Consider the following 19,965-nt stretch of genomic DNA (forward strand, 5'->3'; position numbering starts at 1 on the left):
AGAATGCGGGCACGCTCCCAGAGAGGCTGTGACTTCGACACTCCCAGACTCTCGCGTCTGGGAGCGCTTTTTTCGTCTTATGCAGGTGCAACTCCTGAGGTAGAGCCATACCCAGGAGATGCACATGGTCTGGTCAAGCCCACAGGGCTTGACCAGGCTTCCCCGGACCATCAGGTCACGGACCTGCCGTCCATCCTCCAGTTTCCGAGAGCAGCGCACTCCGATCACGATGTCCAAGCCATGGGCGAGGACACCCCGAATGAACTCGGCACTCTCGAAGCCCCCGTCTGCATGCAGACGGGGCCGATGGTTGCCCTTCAGTCACGTGGCCGGGACGGTCCGGAGCAACTTCAGGGCGAGTTGGGCGGGGGACGCCTTGCCCTTCTCTCGCCAGATTTGAAAAGCCCAAGGGAGCCGCAGCTCCCCGCAGCACAGGTACAGCACGACCAAGTGGACCCCCGGACCTGACTACCCTTCAAAACGTGGCATGAGGCTTGCCAGACTGCGCCAAGACGAAGGCGACGGGTGCAGCAACAGATCCTGAAGATGATCCAGGCCAAGTCGGAAGACGGACACCGCACGGTGTCCGTGTGTTTTGACCTGCATGCTTACCTTTGTGGCCAGGAGATCCCCGGTCACGCAGGCCCAGATGAACGCCACGCTGACCACCGTCAGGAGAGTCGAGAGGCGCTCCGCGCGGGTCAGGCCTGTGTCCTCCAGATTGAAGCCCCTGGTTTTCAGAGCCGAGTGCAGGTTTTCAGCCTGCCAGCGCTGGGCATAGCGTCGCAAGTTCGGTCCGGCGTGTCCTCGGTAAGCCAGGTACAGTGTTTCCCCAGCGGCATTCTTCGTCGCAGCCACCCGAAGGGATACGCCATAGATCAGGGTCTGGCGAGGCCAGACCCTGATCTCGCCTACCTGGAGCTTCTTGAAGACGGCCCAGACCGGGAGGCGATGCTTGCCGATGGTGGCACGAGCGGGCAATCGAATACAGGGCGCAATGCCGTGCTGATCGAGGAAACGAAACCAGTGCTTGCCGATAAACTCTCGGTCGGCGAGAAGGCACTGGATCTCATGGTCTGGGCACAGCGTCAGGAAGCGTGTCACCAGTGATTCCCGGACCCGGGAATCACTGGCCCCACCGTGTGGCAGCAGGGTCCACATCAGAGGGAGACTGAAGCCGTTCCAGACGGCGGAGAGCAGCAGGATATTGATGTCCTGCTGCCCAAATTTCCAGTTGGTGCGGTCCAGGATCAGGTCCAGCGGACCGTCAGGGAGAAACGAGAGGGCAAACCGGGGGAACAGGCCGTCTGGGATTGGAAACTGCACGAAACGGAGTAACCGCTGATACCGGGCGGAGATCGTACCAGGCAACTGAACATGCGTCTTCAGGCTATAGAGGACGACGGTCCGGGCCTGGATGACCGCCAGGATGAGGGCGCTCAGGACCACCAACCGCCGGGCGTCAATGGGGAAGGCAGACCGCAGCGCGGTCTGCAAGGTATCGTGTGGGTGCCGGCTCTTGGGTGGTTTCATCGCAGAAACACCGTACAGGGGCCGGCTATCCATTTCCCCTCAGCCATTTTGATGGGTAGTCAGCCCCCGGACACCGTGATAGGTGTGGACCCAATCGGCCAGTTCGCTGAACTGGCCGGTCTTTTCCAAGCTCGTCAGGTCAACCAGCAGTTCCAGCCGGGGAGGCGGATGGGGTGACGCTCGCCACCAGTCCTGCGCGGTTTTGAGGGCGTGCTGACGCAACACCCGGCAGAGCTGCCGGGTGTCCCAGCCTGCGTGGTTGAGAAAGCGGCTGAGGGCCGAGGGGGACTTGACCGTGGCCCGTTCCGGCAGCGGTCGGCCGGAACCATCCAACAGCAGGTCGAGGAAGACCTCGAAGGACTCCCGAGGGGGACTTGACCGTGGCCCGTTCCGGCAGCGGTCGGCCGGAACCATCCAACAGCAGGTCGAGGAAGACCTCGAAGGACTCCCGATGCTGCTTGCGGGAAAAGCAGGGCAGGATGTCAGCATAGAGCCGTCTGGAGCGCGGTTCTTTTGGGTTCACACCCCACTATGGGGCCAAAAGTGCGTTCCAGACGGCTTTTCCCAAAACTGCAAGATGTCAGGCAAGGAAGAGAAGCTCACTCAGCGGCGCAAGGTCGCAGTTCCCACCCGGAGGAGCGGAATATCCTTGCTGGGTCGAATACTCAATTCAAGCTCAACAGATCTGAATATGGAATACTTTCTAAATATTGTTTCTGCTGCAGCGGCAATCAAGACTTCCCAATAGGCAGATTTGTTTGGATAGTTCTGTAATGTATTTAGAAGATCGGCCTGTATGATCTTCACATCAGGCATCTGAGTGGGCTGTAAGCCCGGCACATACAGGTAACGCAATTTGAGGTCGACAACGTTCGGTCTTGTCCCGCCCCCCTCTGCTTGTTGCATAAGCGAGATGCCGGTCAAGTTGAAACCATAGCTGAGGCTTGCCGTCAAATTGCTACTTGTTACGACATCGAGTCCGCCCGCACTAGCTGTTGGGCCGATAATTAGTGCGATTAAGGTGAAGAGGGTGATGGGTGTAACATTTTGCATTATTCTTTGATCTATAGAAAAAGCAAGTGATCTCATAATTTACTCCAAGGAAGATCTACAAGATAACATATTTTGGAAAGGTCAATCAAATCAGATTTTATAATGGAAAAATCTATTGATAATATAGTCTGATTGAATTGTTATAATATTATGAAAGTATTTATTCGAAAGTTATATAGATATACTATTCATTTAAAAAATAAACTGTCTAGCCAGTCAAAGACGCGTTGATTCCGTATGGCGAGCGCTTGCACTTCACAGTGCAGATCTGAGCCATCCTGAGCTGAGAAGCCTACCAGCTGCTTCGGACCTTTAACCTGATCGTAAAGCTGCTTGGACTGGCCAGGGAAGAACTGTTCAGCCGCAGGATCGGTGATGAGCAGCGGACAACGTATTTTTTCCGCGATGCCATTCAGGGAGTAAGATTGCATCTGCTTGAAAAAGTCGTAATACGACGTCACACCGTACGGGCGCATCCGGAAGGCCAGGAGCGCCGCGGTCTTTGGGCTCTCGGCCACGCCTTGGGTCATGTATCGATCAAACAGGTCTTTTTGACCCGCATTGAGGAGTTGAGTCAACTCGGCCGGAATGGTCGCCTCTGCGTTGTTAGACACATCTGTAACACCAGGATCAGCAATACCTGCAGCGATCCGCGATTCGAAGGCCAGAGCTCTGGGTACCCAGTAGCCGCCCTGGCTGATGCCTTGGAGGGCGATCCGGCGGGGATCAACGTCCGGCCGGGTCAAGAGATAGTCCACGACAGGCGTGACGACTGTTTCCCAATTTGGGCGGAAATAGAGTCCCTGTCGCCACAGAGCTGCGCCTTGGCCAGGACCATCGAAAATCAGGATGTTGTAGCCACGCTCAATCGCTGACGCACCACCATTGGTCCACATATCGAGGACAGAACCGTCACTGCCGTTGTTGAGAATCAGGGTAGGGCGACGCTGTGAGGTCGAGTTGGGACGGAGGAAATAGCCAGGCAGTGAGGTCCCTTCAAAGGGAATGCGGACTTGCTCTACTACCGGGTTGAACAGGGAAGCCGCTGTGTCGAAGCAAGCGCGATGGCGTTCCCATAAAGGACGGAAGTTCTGAGGCTGCTGTGCAGCGTCCACATAATAGGTGGAGGCGAAGAAATAGGTAGCGGCGCGCAGGAGCGTATCCCGTGCACTGATGCGGTGGCCGGCGGCCAGACTGGCGCGACCGACCTGTTCGAGACGAGTGGCCAGGGTAGCGTAAGCGTTCACGGCAGCCTGGGGATCGTTTTGTTCGAGGACTTGCCGAATGAGGAGACACTCACCGATATCCGCACAGCGGTACTGGGTCATACCGAGGACAGCAAGCCATTTATAGGCGGAGTCATTGGTTAGGCCGGCGACGAGGGGTGGAGTCTTAAAGGTCGATGATGAAGTGCCTGGTTTGATCTGTGCAGACGCCAGATTGATACTAAGGAGTGCGAGGAGTCCTCCCCCACGCTTGATGAAATGACGGCGGTTTAAAGAATCTCGCAACATAATTTTCTCCTCATAAATTTATGTATTGGATAGATTTAGTGATATTGATCTGTGACGGTATATAACTTGATTACCAGTTCATGTCCTGAAATGTTGTAGTAGTGTTGTCTGCTAATGAATTTCCATTCACATCTGGTGAGAGTAATTTGCCCTGTTGCCCTCTCTGAGCTTCGGTGAGAAATTGTCGATAGACGCGGCGCGCCACAGTACCCGAGGGCCCCGAGGGAAGATTTATCAGTAATGGTCTAGCAAAATCTGTATCACCAATCCAGGCACTGTATGGCCCTACCAGCTCTTTTCCTTTACTATCGATATAAGAAATGGCATATCTAACAGAATATCCCATCCGCCATTCTGAGTCAGCGGGGGCTATATTAAAAGAATAGGGATCACCATAAACTACTCCGTACCAATAGTTACCGTACGTTAAATTATTTTGAGGAGGCAGAAAGTTATTAGAAGTGTCCAATGCTATGGTAGATTGCTTAACATTTCCATAGAGGCTCTGTAATGTTATAGAGGAACGAGAAGAGTTGCCATTAGTGGTTATCACATTTGTACTTATTGGAAAACTGACTGAACTTGCTCCTGCGGGAATCGTGACATAGGGTGGTACCGTAACACCTACATCGGCAGACGAAATCGCTCGCAAATAGATATTTGCTGGCACGACAGCTGGATTAGGAATACTGACTATTCCACTAAATGTAGTATTGCTTGGAGCCACATCGTAATCGAAGATCATCGCGACATCTTGTGGGATTACGGAACTAAGATCTATTATAACTTGTCCATCTGAGAAATACGTTCCATCACGACTTTGTATACCATGCCAACCATGATAAAAATTCTTAAATCCTATTTCAATTTGAGAAGATAAAGTAACGGTATCAGAGCTCAAATGGTCATTTTTATATACAACTTCCGTATTATATTCCGATTGAGAAGTAGAGAGAGAGTTAGGGGAAGATAGCGCGTTATTAATGTAAGAGAATCCTGAGCACTGAGTATTATCTTGACACTTGACATCTACATCGGGATTTGAAGACTTAAATCTCCAATTCAAGCTGTTTCCACTGATATCACTATTCACCGACCAATCATTTATACTCCAAGTTTTAGAAGAGTTATAAGATAGACTTGCCTCTGCATCGAATCCAGAGAAACCTATATTAAAACTAGTACCAGAAGTATACTGGTTGGTGTTATTTTGCGCGATAGGACCGCTATCAAACCATTTAAAATTAGACGTTGCAGCATCTAAAAAATTGCTTGATATTCCTACATTACTTAAAAACCATCCTTTGTCATTATTTGCATTGGATGCCATCTGACCAGGGTCGACAGTTGCACTAGTGCTTACTACAAGATCTTGAGTTGCATTAACCTGAGATAAATCTTGATACAGCGTGTAAGTACGATTAATGGTTGCACTGCCCTGCTGTCCAACATTCCCATACTCCGTAGATCCAGTTATGAGGGGCATAGACTCGGTTAAGATCCACTTTGCTTGTATAGGTCCAACTCCGCTAGCGTTCTCCTGTAGCAAAAGTGATTTTTCGCGAGCATTTTTAATATTGCTAGCTATTTTCTTGGCGAAAAGCGTGTCAGAATCATCAATTATATTCTGATTAGAAATAGTTCTAGGTGTAAATGTTTCATAGATATGAAAATAATCTTTTCCATTTTTCTTTTCAACAGGAACCAGCAGATACCCATTGGAGGACCTGGGTGTGCTAAAACCAATCAAGTTTTTTAGAGAATTCTTCTTATGGTCTCCATTCAAATCAGTAAACAGAATTGGTATATGCGATGCCAATGCTTGATTAACCTGGGGAATTTTTTTAATTTCCTCAGAATTATATTTATCACCGTCTACAATAAAAAGATCATAGTCTTTAATTTGTTGATTTTCGTATCGTGTCAGCGATACATTTTGGAGTCGTGAGGCAATCCGTCCATCTATGCTCCCCAAGGTCAGGGCATTCAGATGCTCAGGAAGAGCCGTATTGTCTGGTGCAATCGAAATCTGTCCACAGCCCATCAAGAGAACAGACAGCCCAAAAAAATGGGTGAACCGGTGTCCTTTACGGACAAATACACGTGAAGTCATATCTTGAATCTAGGCGTGATTTTCTTACATCAGTCTGGCGTAACACATGGTACTCAAAGTGTTACGCTCTGCCTCCGCTACACTGCTTTTGTGTTTCTCCACGTTCTGGGACCATTGACGACCCACCCCCCCATGCTCTCCCTGAAACACATGCTCCTGCTCGCGCTCCTCGCCTACCGAGGACCTATGAGTCGGTCACAGCTGCGCTACCTGCTCTGGCCAGATGCAGAACAGCCTGGTGCAAGTCTGCGTGTTGCCCTTGCCCGTATTGAGGAGAAGCTTCCGGGTGCGATTCTTCGTGAAGACCAGCAATTGACGCTCCAGATGCCACACGATTTAGCCCAACTTCGTCATGCGCTTCTTCAAGCCGACCCAGAGCTCCTTCTGGCAAATTACTCAGGCGCATTTCTCGAGCACGTCAATTTCCCTAGCGAACTGGATGCCCTCTCTACCTGGGCCCAGTATGCCCGTGAGGCCCTGGCCCAACAAGTCCGCACAACCTTGTTTCGCCTAGTCGCTGCACAGGGCGACCCTCAACGCTACGTTCAGCGTCTTTTGACGCTGCCTGGTGCACCCCCCCTGACGCCCGAGGAACTTCACCACCTGGCGGATCTCCTGCAGGCCCATAGGGTGCAGCCCTTAAATGCGTCCTCCTTGCCTCTTCAGTCCACCCTTGGTGATCTCTGGTTAGAACCACAAGCGCCCTTGGTTGGACGACGTCACATTCTGCAACAGCTCTTCGATTTTTTGGAACGGGACGACTTATCCCTCTTGACCCTTCTGGGCCCAGGAGGTACAGGAAAAACCCGATTGGTCTTGGAACTTGCCCGTTCCCTTTCCCTTAGCGACGAGGGTCCTATGATGACGATGGTTGCCCTGGAGCGTCTAAGATCTCCGAATCAGTTTCTAGGGGCTGTTGCTGGGGCACTCCAGCTCAATGTGAGTGAACCGCGACACCTTGCCCGGCAGGTCGTCCTAGCTTTATCGGGGAAACCGCATCTCCTGATTCTGGATGGCTTTGAAGGCGTCGTAGAGGAGACACATCTTCTGCTCCCACTCCTGAGAGATTGCCCCCTTCTCAAAATCATCATCACCTCTCGGACCCGGCTCCCCCTCGTTCAAGGGGGCACTTTGCCCATTGGCGGGTTATCTCTGGATGCTTCCTCTGGCCTAAGCGAGGCGGCCTCCCTTTTTCTGGACCGAGTCCACCGTTTCTATCCCAATTTTGAAGTGTCATCGTCGGAACTGGCGCTCGTCGAACAGTGCTCTGCGCAACTTCAAGGCTCACCCTTAGGGCTGGAACTCTTGGCGACCTGGATGCGAACGATGACCTTGACCCAGGTGGCCCAACTGCTTGAAGAAGTTCTCCAAGGTACAGAAGCAATGACGCTGGCCCAACAGCAGCCTGTGTTGGAGAAGGTCGTTGACCGGTCCTGGGACCTGTTGAATGAGACTGAGCGGCAGATCATGCAGGCCAGTGCCGTGTTTGAGGGAGACTTCTCTGCTGAGGCGGCCTTCCAGGTGCTTGGGGCGCGTCCGGACCAGCTTGCGTCTCTGACAGACCGATCACTGTTGCGGCGGGATGCGAATGGACGATTTTCCCAGCATGCCTTGTTGTTGAGTTTTTGCCGGACAAAACTGCAGGCCGATGCCCGTCGACGTCGGCAGGTTGAAGCCAGCTTCGCAGGTTACTTCGGGGAATGGATCGTTCAATTATCCATGCAGTCACGGCGTCGGGGAAGCAAGAATGTGTTGGATGGTTATGCGGCTGAATATGGTCATCTGGTCCAGCTCATCCATTGGGCGGGACAGCAGAGGCAACCCACACTGGTGATCCACATCTGTACCGCACTCTTCGACTATTGGATCTTGCGACAGGCGGATCTTCGCGCATTGACCTGGCTCGCTGCTGCGCTCGCTCTAACCCAGCAGCTGAACGTTGATGTGAGGATGCAAGGACTCTGGGCGCTGGCCGGTCTGGGGGTCAGTTGGGGCGAAGTTGAGTTTGGGCGTGCAGCGGCACAGGAATTGCTCGAGCTGAGTCGTCAGGAGCAAAATCCTGTATGGGAGGGATACGCGCTGCTGAACCTGGGAGGAGCTTCCCTGCTCTGTAATGAGGCCCGGGAGGCGCAATCCTGGTACGCACAGAGTTTGACAGTTCATCGGAGAGCTGGTGTCCGAGAATTGGCCATGACGCTCTTGCGTGCTGGGGATGCAGCGCGCAGCTTGCAAGACTGGGCTCAGGCCAGGAGGTATTACGAAGAGGGGTTACTCGTCGCTCAAGAAGTGCGGAATGAAAAGGACCGTATCCGGGCCCTCCGAAGACTGATGGAGTGGCACCTCCTGACTGAAGAAGTTGAGCGGGGCCTGCCTTGGTTGAAAGACGTGTGGACACAGGGGGCGGGCGCTGGATATGTTGTTGAACTGATCGCAGCAATGGATGGCACTGCCGCATATGCAGCTCAGCAGGATGCCCATATGCTGGCCGCCCAACTCTGGGGCGCCTGGGAGCGACAAGTGCAGCAGTATGGACTTTACCTTCGACCATTTGAGCAGGAAAGTTTTGCTCCGGTAAGGGAGGCTGTATTGAGGTCGCTCGGAGAGGCCAATTTTCGACGGGCTTGGGATGAGGGAAAAAGCTGGACTCTCGAGCGGAGCTGGCAAGCAGCACGAGAGGCTATCTACGGATAAGACACGTGAACGTAATCCTCTGTAAGTTTGCAATGATCTATAAAATCTTCGTACAGTTAATTCTGAATTATGTATTAGTGTTATATTTCAAAGATAACTGTTGAAAATATATAGAAGATGGAGTTAAAGTCTTTGGCTTAGCTATAAGCTAATATGAAATATTGATTCTTACAATTTATGTTACTGTACTGGGAGGAAGTAACTATATATGTCTAACGAGAGTAGGGTTGATTTGCTTGAGAATCCTGACCGGCTGAAAGCTTTTACTGATGGTGTTGTGGCTATTGCCTTGACGCTACTAATCTTACCGCTTCTTGAAACAATTCCAGATGCAGTAGGGAATGGTTTAACCACTAAAGAATGGTATAAAGAAAATAATGAGCTATCTTTATTATTTTTACTAAGTTTTCTGCTTATTGGAATGATTTGGAACAATCATGACCGAGTTTTTTCCAGAGTTATATATCTGACTCAATCACTTAAAATTCTGAATATGATTTGGCTGCTAGCAATCGTTTTCTTGCCAGTTGCTACCGCATTAATGGGACTTCAAAAAACTGATACAGTTCAATTTATAATGTATATAGGGACTCTTATTTTAGGGCAGCTAGCAATGACTGGAATGGTTATTATAATATCTAGAAATCCACAATTGGTACAAAAGAATGAGCTATTGCGACCTGATAACATCGCTGCTTCCTTTAGTGCTCTTATACTCTATGTTTTTGCATTATTCTTATCTATCTGTATACCGAATATTGGTTATTTTTCCCTACTTATTCTATTCTTCATGCCTCTTTTTACTAGGATTTTAAAACCAATTGGCCAGAAAATCCTAATTTTAAGTAATCAAAATAAAATATTAGATTAGAAGCTGCCAAGAACCCTATGCAAAAAGGGGCTTAACTGACATATTGCAGTTTAGGTTGAAGGGGCAAAAAGTGCGTGCTGGAAGGCGTCGAGGGCGTTCAATTCCAGTTGAAGTGCTTGACGCAGCACTTCGGGGACGAACGAGAACCGTACGGTTCTCGCCAACTCGCCCCAGTCGGGCCACCTGTCCGCTTCCCTCTCGGGCAGATCGAGGTTCTAGAGGTGGCACAGCAGGAAGGCCATCCCAGAGAGGCACCACCAGCGCATCACCCTCTGTTTGCTGTGCTGAGCGAAGCGTTCGAGTCCGAAGTGGCCCTTGACGGTTTTGAAAAAGGCTTCGATTCGCCAACGGCACTTGCCCACCCGTGCTGAGAAAGCGGCTGAGGGCCGAGGGGGACTTGACCGTGGCCCGTTCCGGCAGCGGTCGGCCGGAACCATCCAACAGCAGGTCGAGGAAGACCTCGAAGATAGAGCCGTCTGGAACGCGGTTCTTTTGGGTTCACACCCCACTATGGGGCCAAAAGTGCGTTCCAGACGGCTTTACCAAAACTGCAAGATGTCAGTTGTGGGAACGAGGTCGCCGTTCACGCGCAGCTCGGGCTCGTCCCCGACGTAGTTCATCTGAATGCTCGTGCTGTGTTCCTGGATGACGGCCCCATCCAGGGGGAGCCGAAGAACGCCAGAGGTGCGGCTTGGTGCTGTCTCTTTGGGGCGTTGCGCGGTGCGGGCATCGTCCGGGTCCACGTCGCCCTGGAGGAGGTCCTGGCCGTGTTCGGTCACGCGGAGAATGCCGGGCTCGGCGAGGGAAGGGAGGGTGTCCTGGTGCGTCACCCGGTAGGTGAGGGCATGGGCCCCTGCGGTCAGGGTGAAGTAGAGGCGGCCTGAGTGCCCGATCCGCACGTCGACGGGCTGCCCATCGACGGCCGCACTGCCTGGGACGAAGGTCGCGCCCTCCGGCAACGTGTGGGCGACGAGCAGGGTGCCGCTCGCCACGACCTCCAGACCGAGGGTAATCGTGCTTTCCCGCGTCACGCTCGACGTCGGGGCCGCCGTGGGGATGGGGGGAAGGGTCAGGGCCTGCGTGCTGCCGAGGAGCAGGGCGGCACTCAGGAGCACGGTGGGAAGCAAGGCCTTCATTTGGGGGGTTCTCCCGCGTGGATGACAGGGTCGGTGGTCAGCGCCGCAGTGGGCAGATCCGAACGGAAGGTATAGGTCAGCGTGACGGGCACCTGGGCGTGCACGGTGACCCGCTGGGCGCGCTGGCCCTGAAGAAGCGTGGCGCCGGCAGGCAGGGGGTCATTGACCTGGAGCGTCATGTCCCGTTCGGCACGGAGGGTCAGCGTGACCTTGACCTCCACGCCTTGCCGCTGCACCTGCTTCTCGGCCCGCCACCCCTGGCCGATCAGGACTGTGCTGCGCCCTGCAGCGCCGGAGCCGGTGGGCGCCAGGAGTGGAAAATTAGCCGTCGCGGCGCCATAGACGTTCACGAGCTGCGCGCCGTCGAGCCGCAGCCCGCCCGGTTGCGCCACTGGGGCATAGGGCACGCTGGCTCGGTCGAGCGCCACGGCGTAGCGCCCCTCCCGGAGATCAGGCACGGCGTATCGTCCCAGGGTGTCCGTGAGGGCCGCTTCTCCTCCAGCCACGACGATTCGCGCGCCTTGTACGGGACGATCGGCGGTACTGAACTGCCCATTCCCGTCCACGTCGAGGTAGACCCGGCCCAGGAGGACGGCCCGGTCAGCCGGGGTGAGTTTGACGATAGCGTCGACTTCGGTCGTCGAGACCCGCTCGGTCGTCTGGGCATTCCGGAGACCGCTGGCCTGCGCGACGTTGCGCAGACTCGTTTGCCCGATCGCTTCTGGCGTAACGGTGGTGGTGTACGTCAGGACGGTCACTTGTCCGGGCGTGAGCGCACCACCGGCGACCTCGATCACTCGCGGGTCCGGGTGGGTGTCTATGACGCTCTGCCCGTTGAGGCGCAGTGTTCCGGCATTCAGGGCCAGGCCTGCGGGCAGGCGGTCCTGCACGGTGGTCTCGTCGAGCGCGGCGGCCGTGCTGGCGTTGGTGACGGTGACGGTGTAGGTCACGGTGTCGCCCACCTGCACGACGGTCTTGCCACTGACCTTGCTGATGACCAGTTTCGGGTCCCAGACGGTCGTCTTGACCGTGTTGGTCGGGATGCCCTGGGGCTGCTCGGCCGTGACAACCTGGGCGACGTTAGACACGGTGAGGTCGTCGGTCTTGTCGAGTTGGACGCGGAAGGTCACGGTGGCACTGCCCTGGGCGGGTACTGTCCCGAGAAGGAAGGTCAGCGTTTGTCCCTGGACTTGCGGTGCCGGCGTGGCGTCCAGAAAGTGGACATGTGCGTCCAGGGGATCGGTGAGCACGACCTCCGTCACGGGCACTGGATTGGGATTGGTGACAGTCAGCGTGTACGTGAGCACGTCGCCGGGTTTCGCCGTGCTGCGGTCCACGCTCTTGCTCGCCATGAGGGGGAGCAGCGTGGCGTCTATCTGGGCGAGGCCTCGGGCGACCACATCGCCGCAGGCCGCCTGCAGCTGCGCTTCGAGACTCCCCGTCCCCCAGGGGGTCACGCTGAGCACCACGTCGCGGCGTTCGCCCTGCGTCAGCGACAGACTCGTTGGGTCAAGGGTCACGTCCATACGTCCTGTCGCGCCAGCACGGGCTTCCAGCGGGAAGGTCCAGGTGCTGTTTCCCGTGTTCAAGACCGTGAAGGTGAACGGGGTAGGCTGCCCGACTGTGCCTGGAAGGCGCTGCACGGCGGGAGTGATCGCCACCCCGCAGACGGCCTGCACGGTGAGCGTGACCGGGTTGCTGGGGGTGAACTGGCCGTCCGCATCGAAGAGGGCGGTATTGGTGATCTGGGTACCGGCGGGCGTGGGGGCCGCGAGGCCGGACTGCCCCAGGCTCAGGGTGAGCGCGAGGCCCAGGACCGTCGCGGCCGCCCGCATCTACTTCACCACCGTGATGAGCTTGAGGTTGAGGTTGGCGCCCGGCGCGAGGGTGTCGTCCACGGTCATCGTGCCGTCCTTATTACTGTCGTAACCGACATAGACTGCCGCGCCCTCAGCGTCGGTGATGCTCGGGGGGGTCACGGCCCAGCTGCGGTTGTCGAGGCTGTAGAGCACCTGGCCGCCCGTGCTGCTCACGCTGCCACTGAAGGCCACACCCTTGAGGTGTTCGGGCAGCACGTCCTTGAGGACTGGGCGCCGGAGAGCGCCATTGCCCGTGTTGTTGCCGGTCACGAGATAGAGGACGTACTGATTGGGCGCGACCCGGGCATCCGGAATGGCGGTGGGGGCGGCACAGCTGGGGTCAGCGCCGCAGCTCTGGGCACTCTTTACGGCACCGGGCACGCCCTTGAGGATGGTGGTCGTGTCCGTCAGGCGTTGTGGCGTCGGGCTCTGGTTATTGATCGCCGTGGTGGGGGCTGTTTTGATGGCGGCACTCAGGGTCAGGGTGTCCTGGGTGCTGCTGGCCAGTCCTGCTGGGGCGGTCACGGTCACGCGGAGGGGCAGGATCTCGCTGCTGTTGAGCGTGCCCGTCCAGGCGGCGAGGGCATCAGCGAGGGTCGGGCGCGCTGTCCCATCCCCGACTTGGTAGGTGTACGTCCAGCTGCCCCCCTCACTGGTAAGGGCAAGGTCCTGGGCACGTAGGGGCGTATTGCCCGTATTTCGCAGGTCGTGGGTGTACGTCACGCTGCCCGGGCTTGTCGCGTTACCCGTCTCGCTCTGGGTGAAGCTCAGGCGCAGAACCTGCTGCGTGTCGATGCGGCCATAGTTGCCGGTGTCCTGCACCTGGCGGTCGGTCGTACTGGTGGCCACTGGAGTGAGGGTGAACGACGTGGTGCTCGTCGCGTCGGTGGGGACGGGGTACGTCGTATAGAAGGTGCGCTGCTCGTCGGGCTGGAGAGTGATCGTCGTGACAGCTCGGTCTTTGGCAGGATCGAAGACGCCGTCGCCATCGTCGAGGTAGTACGTGACCTTGCTGGGGTCGGTGCCGGGTTGGGTGCGCGTGGTGAGGTCGTAAGTGTCTGGGCCGTTGCTGGGGTTCTTGATCTGGTAGGTGAGCACGCCGTCCTGGCCGGGCACACCGATGACGGTCTGACCGGGGGCGTCCGGGGTGCCGCCATCCGGGGTGACATCCACGGCGGGGACGTGCTTGACCGTCAGGGTGACGGCGTTGCTGGGCGTGCTGACGTCCTGGCCGGTATCGTCGACGCTTTCGAGGCTGGCGGTGTTGGTGATGGTGGTCCCGGCGGAGGTGCCGGCGGCGAGGGCTGCGCTGGAGGCGGCCAGAAGTGCAGTCAGAAGGAATCGTTTCATGGAGGATCCTGGGGGAAAGGGAGAGACCAGCAGTGGCCTCTCCTGGAGAGAACGAGCGGGGGACTGAGCCGGGGTCGGGGCTCAGTTCGCCTGGAAGTTGTTGATGTCCTCGAACGGGAAGAGTCCGGGCACCGTGCAGCTCGGCCCCTGCACCTGGACGTACAGCACGGCGCCGATGTTGTTGGAGTTCCTGGGCAGGCCGTCCGCGTCGGTGATCGCGCCATCGCCGTCCAGATCCGGCGCGACTTCGACCGTGGTGCCGGCCGGCAGATCCGCAGGGGCATCCATCGTCCATGCCCCACCATTCACGCGGTAGAGCATGATGCCGTTGCTCAGGCTTGCGGTGCCCACCAGGCGGGTGCTCTCGGGAATCACGTCCCGGATGCGGGCCTGCTTGAGCAGGGCTCCGCCGTCGTTCTGCGCGAACAGGCTGTACTTGATGACGTCGCAGGGCTTGACCTCGATCGCGCGGCCGTAGGTCGCCTTGCGGTCGAACATCTGCTGGGCGCTCGGGCAGTTGAGTGTGCCGTCCTCGTCGAGAACGCACAGGGCCTGGGTCTTCTGGATCTGGGCGACGCCGCGAATGATGTAGATCTCGTCCGTGCGGGCGGCGGCCGTATTGGCGGGGGTGAGGTTCTCGCGCTCGGGCGTGCTGTCGCCGGGCGTCGAGGCCTGCAGGCTCAGGGTGCTGAGGGTGGCGTTCGCTTCCCCGGCGGGAACGGTCTGGGTGACGTGGAGGATGACGCCCTGGCGCATGGGCAGATCGCCATAGGCAGCCAGGGCGTCCTGGGGGGTGGGGTACTCGGTGGTCTGGGTGCCGAACCGGTAGGTGGTGGTGTACCGGCCGGGCTGCGGGGTCAGGGTGATGCTGCTGGCGTTCAGCGTGACGTTGCCGGTATTGCGCAGGATGTGCTCGGTACGGATAGTGGCGGGGGCAGTCGTCTCGCGGAAGCTGTCGTCGTCGAGCACGACGCCCACGCGGTCCTGGGTGTCGATACAGCCGGTGTTGCCACCGTCGCTGACCGTGCTGTCCGCCGCGCTCGTGGCGACTGGGGAGAGGGAGAACTGGGCGGTGCCCTCTTCGTCGGGGGCAACGGGGTAGGTGACATAGAAGGTGCGGCTCTCGCCGACGTCGAGTCCGATGCTGGTGACTTCGGGGTCCTGGGCGGTGAAGCTGCCGTCGCCGTCATCGAGGTAGTACCGGGCAGCGGCGCCGGCGGGTGCGTTGGTGCCGAGCAGGGTGGTGAGGGTGTAGGTGTCCGGGCCGTTGCTGGTATTGGTGATCTGGTAGGTGAGCACGGCCGACTGCCCAGGGATACCGATGACGGTCTGCCCGCAGATGGGCGTGGCCGGGTCGTTTCCAGCGCCGGTGCCCCCGTTGGGGGTAATGCTCACGGCGGGGACGTGTTGAACAGTCGCGGTGACGATGTTGCTCTGTTCGGTGGCGTTCGTGCCCTCGTCGGTGCGGTAGTCGAGGAAGCCGGTGTTGGTGATCGCAGTCCCGGCACGGGTGGTGTTCGAGCTGGGACCAGCGACGGCGCTGGCCTGGGAGAGGCTGAGGGCGCCGAGGAGGAGCAGGGTGGTGGGGGCAAGGGACAGGGTGCGCTTGAACATGGGGAACTCCTGGGGAAGATCTGAGGCAGCCTGGGCTGCCAGGGAGAGGGCGATCAGTTGACGCGGATGTCGTAGGCGACGGTGTACGGGGTATTGACCTGCATGGCGCCGAACGTCACGCGCACCGCGCGGTACTCGCTGGTGGGCGCCGGGACCTGCCGGGTGATGCTGCGGCCGTTCTCAGTGACGATCACGGTCTTGAGGGGTTGCGGGCTGAAGGCCTGGCCGTCGAGGGAGAAGGTGGCGCTCGCGCCTTTGGGGAGTTCCAGCCGTCCGGCGTAAGTGGTGTTCGCGGGGACGGGGAGGGTGGCACGGGGGGTGTTCAGGGGCTTGTCGGTCTGGGCGACGGCGACCTGCCGAAGCGTTTGACCAGGCTGAGCGGTGTCGACCTTTTTCAAGGTGGATTGCCCGGCGACCGTGACGGTCTGGTAGAGCCCGAGATTCAGCGAGGCGGCGGTAGCGCTCAGGCTGGCACTGGCGAGAAGGGCAAGGAGTAGACGAACTGGGTGCATGGAATAACCTCCACCTTTCAGAGTGGAGGCGGTTCTGGTTGCACGTGCTTTAGAGGGGTGTCGTCGGGAGGTCGTACACCGTGACGCGGAGTCCAGCGGAGAGGAGTTCGTCGGCGATCAAGTCCTGGATGACCGTCCACTCCCCCCCGGCGAGGCCGGTCCCGATACGGGGCATGTGGATGCTGGCCTGGTGGCGCTGGGCAAAGTCGCGGACCCGCCCCAGGCCTTCCCGGACGGCGTCATAGCGGATGGGGGGCTCTTGTCGGGTGCGGTCCTTCCGGGCGATGCCGTGCTGTCCGATGAGGTTGGCGACGTGCAGGTCCGGATGGACGGTCACGAACTGGACTTGTCCCAGGGCAAAGGGCAGGGGGTCACGCCCCTGGGCCCAGGCGCGGTACTGCTGCCGGGCGGCGGGATACTGGCTGCCCAGAGCGAGCACGAAGCCCCGGCCCCAGGCGCCCACGTCATTGCAGACGTGGACGATGACCTTCGGGCCTGGACCCGCTGGTCGGGTGGCGTCCCCCTGGATGACCGTCAGGCGGGGGGTCACTCGGCGACCGGCTCGGGCTCGCAGTACGGGCAGGCCCGCCCCTTGACCTGGTTCCCGAGGAGCCAGTGGCCACACGAGAGGCGCAGGGTATCGCCCCAGGATGCCTTCGTCGGACGAATGGACCCGCCTGGGGTGTAGGGCTGGCGGAGGAACGTGCGGACGATCCGTTCGTCCTCCAGCACCTCGGGCAGGTCGAACGCGAGGTGATGAGACGGCTCGGCCCGGAGATCGAAGGGGTGACAGGGGTCGTAGGTGGGCAGGACCTTGCTCACGGAGACGCTGATATTGGGGCCGTCGGCGATCAGATGGCCGAGGTCGAGGTGCATCTCGTCACTGGCGACCCAGGCCTGACCGGCTGGGGTCTGGAGGATGGTGGCGGGCTGGCCAGCGCGTTCGAGACTGCGGGCAAGGAGGAGGGCACTGCTGCGGGTGCCTGGGTTGTAGGGGAAGAGCCGGAGCTCGTCGTGGAGCGTGGTGTGGGTGTTGAGCAAAGCCTCGTAGAACCGGTTGGCGTGGAGGGTGAGTTCGCCCTGACTCCAGCGGGAGGTGGGGGAGGCGGGACGCCAGCGGTGGGTGTGTGCGGTCGCAGTCATAGGGCTCCTTGGGTGGAGAAGGTCTGGATTCAGTGTGTGGGCGGTTCTGGTTGACCGGTGCGCCGTGAACCGCAATGCCCCAGCGCGGAGCTGGGGCAGAGGGGGCTTGTCTCGGTTATTCGGGGAGGGGATCGAGGGCAGCCGTCTCGACCGGCCACAGGCCCAAGGGTTGGAGGTGGTGCGTCTGTCGGGTCAACGCCTGGGAGGATTCGGCGAGCCAGGCGTGCAGCGTGTGATCGATGGATACCAGAGCAATCCAATATTCGCGCCCTAGCGCCACGGCGGTCGTGACGAGGGGCCGCTCCTCGTCGAGCAGGGCCGCGCAACGCACGTTGTCCCGGAGTTGATGCCGAAGGCGCTGCTGGAGCTCGTCGGGCGTGTCGTCTGGGAAGCGGAGGGCCGCCCATCGCCGCTCATCCCACTCCAGACAACTCCACAGCGCTTGACTCACGATGGAGGTCAGGGTGTGACGTTTCCTGGTGCGGTGCAGGAGAGACTCGGTCCACTGGAAGTTGATCTGTTCACCCTGTTTGGTGACGATGACAGGCGCAGTCTCCCCATTCGAGCGGTAGGTGAGGAGTCGGAAGGGGCCAGGATCGCGCTCGATCATCCAGACATCGTGCAAGCTCAGGTGGTGGCCGGGAATGATCTCGGCGAAGCGGCGCTGAAAGTGGAACAGGAGGCGGGGCGAGAGCGCCCGAGTCGTCGCGTAGAGATTGGCCTCGTGCAGCACTTGGGTCTCCCTGACGGGGAAGACGTTCCAATGCTGCGGAGGGAGGGACGAGGGGATCGCCAGATCGTTCTCATCCAGAATCCAGAGGTTGGGGGGCGTCATGTGCCCTTCCTCCATTGCATTGGGGAAGGTGCCGAGCGGGAGACCTGTGGGGGGTTGGGTCATGCTCTCAGTGTGTGGGCGGTTCTGGTTGCCCGGACTTCCGGCACAGGCTGCTGCCCCTTCAGAGGCAGGCCTCGAGGTGCGCGACGAACATCTTCAGGTGCGGCTCGATCTCGTGGCGGGGGAGACCGGCCTTGAGCAGGAGTGCGCTGATGATCTCGGCCCACTGCGCTGCTGGCCGGTGAATGACCCGGGTGGTCTGGATTCGCGCGTAGGAGAGCCGCACCTGCGTTGGCGAAACGCGGCGGCAGGAAAAGGCTTCGAGCACGGGGATGGTGCGAGCGGACGGCGTCTGTCCCAGCGTGAGCTCGGTGGGATGAATGATGGTGAAGACCGGAGGACGCTTGAGGGCCATGGTGGGGCGGAGGTGGGCGCAGTCGTGCAGGAGCCGGGCTTCGATCGCGGGCACGTAGGGCTCGATCTCTGGGCCGTACCCGCGAAAGAGGATCTCGCGGAGTTCTCTGCCGACGCGGGACTGCTGCGGCGGGAGGAAGGGGAGTGCGCCGCCTTGGAGGTGCCCGAGGGAGAGGGTCATACGTCGATGTTCCAGACAGACATCGAGGACGACCGCGCCCTTTTTATTGCGCCGGTATTGGAGGGTGCAGGGGGTGGAGAGTGGGGCGAAGCGTGGGCGGGGAGGAGGAGGCACGATCACGGGCCGCGGCTGCTGCCGGCCCCATTCGGCGAGCCTGCTATAGAGGGGACGATACCGCTGGGCGGCGGCGTGGGCCCAGCGCTGCCGGGGATGACTCCGTTTCAGATACTCGAGGCGCAGGAGAGCGGGCAGGGTGGACGCCCGGCGGGTGACGAGGGCGGCATCGTCGGTGAAGAGGACAGCGGCGTGAATATCGAGGGTGGCGAGCAGTCTCAGGACTTCTTCGAGGGCCCCTTCTTCGGAGGCCTGCGGGGGACCGAGAAAGCCGCCGAGCTCCTGATGGTGGTCGCCCTGGCAGAGGACGGCGCCCCAGGTGGCTCCCCCGTGTGGGAGGGAGCCGCTGTAATCGAAGTGGACAGTGATGGGGAGAGGGAGAGAGACGACGACTCTCGGGGAGGGGGGAGGGGAGAGGGTCATGTGTGGACCGCCCTGGTGGCGGCAGTGTGAACGGGGAGGGGCGTGTCCTCGAGGGTATGGAGGTGGCGCTGTAGGAAAGGAATTTCCTTGTCGTAGCGGTCGAGGTACTGCCGGGCGCGGCTGAGGGGGCTGCTGAGCAATGTACGGCGGAAGTTATTGGCGAACCCGAGTGTGATTTCTGGAGTGAGGGGGATGAATTGGCGGAGTTGATGAATGTGGCGGCATTGGACAGCCGCCAGGATGACGACAGGTTCCCAGCCGACATCCTGAACTAGACGGTAGAGGTGAGGCTTCAGGTGACGGTGGTAATGAAGCAGGCGGTTGATCAGGAAAGGGAAAGCAGGATCGTCCTCAGCTGTTCCTGTGGCTTGAAGGTGGAGTGCTTCCTCCGTGAGGCGTTGCTGCCAGACGAGGCGTTCTTCTTCGGCTTTCTGGAGGGTGGCGCGCACGTGAGCTGGACTTTTGTGACGCACCAGGGAGTCGAGGGTAGCCTTGATCAGTTCGTCCTCCTCGTCGTCAGCGGGCTCGAGGGTGGGCATCGGGTGTCCGGGCGGATACAGATGCAGCAGGGGGTCATGGTCGTGGACGGCAGTAATCAACGGCGGAACT

At 58.7% G+C, this 19,965-nt stretch carries 19 protein-coding genes; 3 read left to right on the forward strand and 16 right to left on the reverse strand.

Going from position 1 to position 19,965, the window contains the following annotated elements; genetic code table 11:
• Nucleotides 1–468 precede the first annotated feature (468 nt).
• The 5 genes from ASF71_RS10170 to ASF71_RS23675 form a co-directional block, all read right to left on the reverse strand.
• Complete coding sequence (locus tag ASF71_RS10170) at nt 469–1,533, reverse strand: IS4 family transposase (protein ID WP_056299218.1); 1,065 nt, start codon at nt 1,531–1,533, stop codon at nt 469–471.
• A gap of 39 nt (nt 1,534–1,572) precedes the next feature.
• Nucleotides 1,573–1,947 carry a hypothetical protein gene (locus tag ASF71_RS10175; RefSeq protein ID WP_056299124.1) on the reverse strand — a complete coding sequence of 125 codons (375 nt, stop codon included), beginning with the start codon at nt 1,945–1,947 and terminating at the stop codon, nt 1,573–1,575.
• A 189-nt stretch (nt 1,948–2,136) separates the two neighbouring features.
• Complete coding sequence (locus tag ASF71_RS23665) at nt 2,137–2,622, reverse strand: hypothetical protein (RefSeq protein WP_156372720.1); 486 nt, start codon at nt 2,620–2,622, stop codon at nt 2,137–2,139.
• A gap of 152 nt (nt 2,623–2,774) precedes the next feature.
• Nucleotides 2,775–4,100 (reverse strand): S9 family peptidase, encoded by a 1,326-nt coding sequence (locus tag ASF71_RS23670; protein ID WP_156372721.1) that lies wholly within the window; start codon nt 4,098–4,100, stop codon nt 2,775–2,777.
• Nucleotides 4,101–4,170: 70 nt separating this feature from the next.
• Nucleotides 4,171–6,213, reverse strand: a complete 2,043-nt coding sequence (locus ASF71_RS23675) for a hypothetical protein (RefSeq protein ID WP_156372722.1) — start codon at nt 6,211–6,213, stop codon at nt 4,171–4,173.
• Between the two features lie 150 nt (nt 6,214–6,363).
• On the opposite strand from ASF71_RS23675, the gene ASF71_RS23680 reads away from it, so the two are divergent.
• Both ASF71_RS23680 and ASF71_RS22580 read left to right on the forward strand, forming a co-directional pair.
• Nucleotides 6,364–8,904 carry a hypothetical protein gene (locus tag ASF71_RS23680; protein WP_156372723.1) on the forward strand — a complete coding sequence of 847 codons (2,541 nt, stop codon included), beginning with the start codon at nt 6,364–6,366 and terminating at the stop codon, nt 8,902–8,904.
• Nucleotides 8,905–9,112: 208 nt separating this feature from the next.
• Nucleotides 9,113–9,775: a TMEM175 family protein gene (locus ASF71_RS22580; protein WP_082505898.1), complete on the forward strand. Its 663-nt coding sequence runs from the start codon at nt 9,113–9,115 to the stop codon at nt 9,773–9,775.
• A gap of 215 nt (nt 9,776–9,990) precedes the next feature.
• On the opposite strand, the gene ASF71_RS25745 is transcribed toward ASF71_RS22580, so the two are convergent.
• From ASF71_RS25745 to ASF71_RS10235, 10 genes are all read right to left on the reverse strand, one after another.
• The gene (locus tag ASF71_RS25745; RefSeq protein WP_082505900.1) at nt 9,991–10,212 is read right to left on the reverse strand and encodes a transposase; all 222 of its coding nucleotides are present in this window, start codon (nt 10,210–10,212) and stop codon (nt 9,991–9,993) included.
• Nucleotides 10,213–10,314: 102 nt separating this feature from the next.
• Nucleotides 10,315–10,911 carry a hypothetical protein gene (locus ASF71_RS10195; protein WP_056299136.1) on the reverse strand — a complete coding sequence of 199 codons (597 nt, stop codon included), beginning with the start codon at nt 10,909–10,911 and terminating at the stop codon, nt 10,315–10,317.
• Entirely contained in the window at nt 10,908–12,746 is a 1,839-nt protein-coding gene (locus ASF71_RS10200; RefSeq protein ID WP_056299139.1) for an isopeptide-forming domain-containing fimbrial protein, read from the reverse strand. Before ASF71_RS10200 ends, ASF71_RS10195 begins: the two co-directional genes overlap by 4 nt.
• The gene (locus ASF71_RS10205) at nt 12,747–14,120 is read right to left on the reverse strand and encodes a hypothetical protein (RefSeq protein WP_056299142.1); all 1,374 of its coding nucleotides are present in this window, start codon (nt 14,118–14,120) and stop codon (nt 12,747–12,749) included.
• An 81-nt stretch (nt 14,121–14,201) separates the two neighbouring features.
• Entirely contained in the window at nt 14,202–15,734 is a 1,533-nt protein-coding gene (locus tag ASF71_RS10210; protein ID WP_056299145.1) for a hypothetical protein, read from the reverse strand.
• 53 nt (nt 15,735–15,787) lie between these two features.
• Nucleotides 15,788–16,246 (reverse strand): hypothetical protein, encoded by a 459-nt coding sequence (locus tag ASF71_RS10215; RefSeq protein WP_056299148.1) that lies wholly within the window; start codon nt 16,244–16,246, stop codon nt 15,788–15,790.
• Nucleotides 16,247–16,295: 49 nt separating this feature from the next.
• Complete coding sequence (locus ASF71_RS10220; protein WP_056299151.1) at nt 16,296–16,796, reverse strand: macro domain-containing protein; 501 nt, start codon at nt 16,794–16,796, stop codon at nt 16,296–16,298.
• Nucleotides 16,793–17,389 (reverse strand): hypothetical protein, encoded by a 597-nt coding sequence (locus tag ASF71_RS10225; RefSeq protein ID WP_056299154.1) that lies wholly within the window; start codon nt 17,387–17,389, stop codon nt 16,793–16,795. The genes ASF71_RS10220 and ASF71_RS10225 overlap by 4 nt, the downstream gene beginning before the upstream one ends.
• Before the next feature lie 115 nt (nt 17,390–17,504).
• Nucleotides 17,505–18,287: a hypothetical protein gene (locus ASF71_RS10230; RefSeq protein ID WP_056299156.1), complete on the reverse strand. Its 783-nt coding sequence runs from the start codon at nt 18,285–18,287 to the stop codon at nt 17,505–17,507.
• 58 nt (nt 18,288–18,345) lie between these two features.
• Nucleotides 18,346–18,693 carry a hypothetical protein gene (locus ASF71_RS10235; protein WP_156372724.1) on the reverse strand — a complete coding sequence of 116 codons (348 nt, stop codon included), beginning with the start codon at nt 18,691–18,693 and terminating at the stop codon, nt 18,346–18,348.
• On the opposite strand from ASF71_RS10235, the gene ASF71_RS10240 reads away from it, so the two are divergent.
• The gene (locus ASF71_RS10240; protein ID WP_156372725.1) at nt 18,664–19,386 is read left to right on the forward strand and encodes a hypothetical protein; all 723 of its coding nucleotides are present in this window, start codon (nt 18,664–18,666) and stop codon (nt 19,384–19,386) included. The genes ASF71_RS10235 and ASF71_RS10240 overlap by 30 nt on opposite strands.
• On the opposite strand, the gene ASF71_RS22590 is transcribed toward ASF71_RS10240, so the two are convergent.
• Nucleotides 19,353–19,955, reverse strand: coding sequence for a hypothetical protein (locus ASF71_RS22590; RefSeq protein ID WP_156372726.1), 603 nt, complete (start codon nt 19,953–19,955; stop codon nt 19,353–19,355). The two genes, ASF71_RS10240 and ASF71_RS22590, sit on opposite strands and share 34 nt — an antisense overlap.
• Between the last annotated feature and the right edge of the window lie 10 nt (nt 19,956–19,965).

Origin of the sequence: Deinococcus sp. Leaf326, from assembly GCF_001424185.1 — a bacterium.
Taxonomy (GTDB): domain Bacteria; phylum Deinococcota; class Deinococci; order Deinococcales; family Deinococcaceae; genus Deinococcus.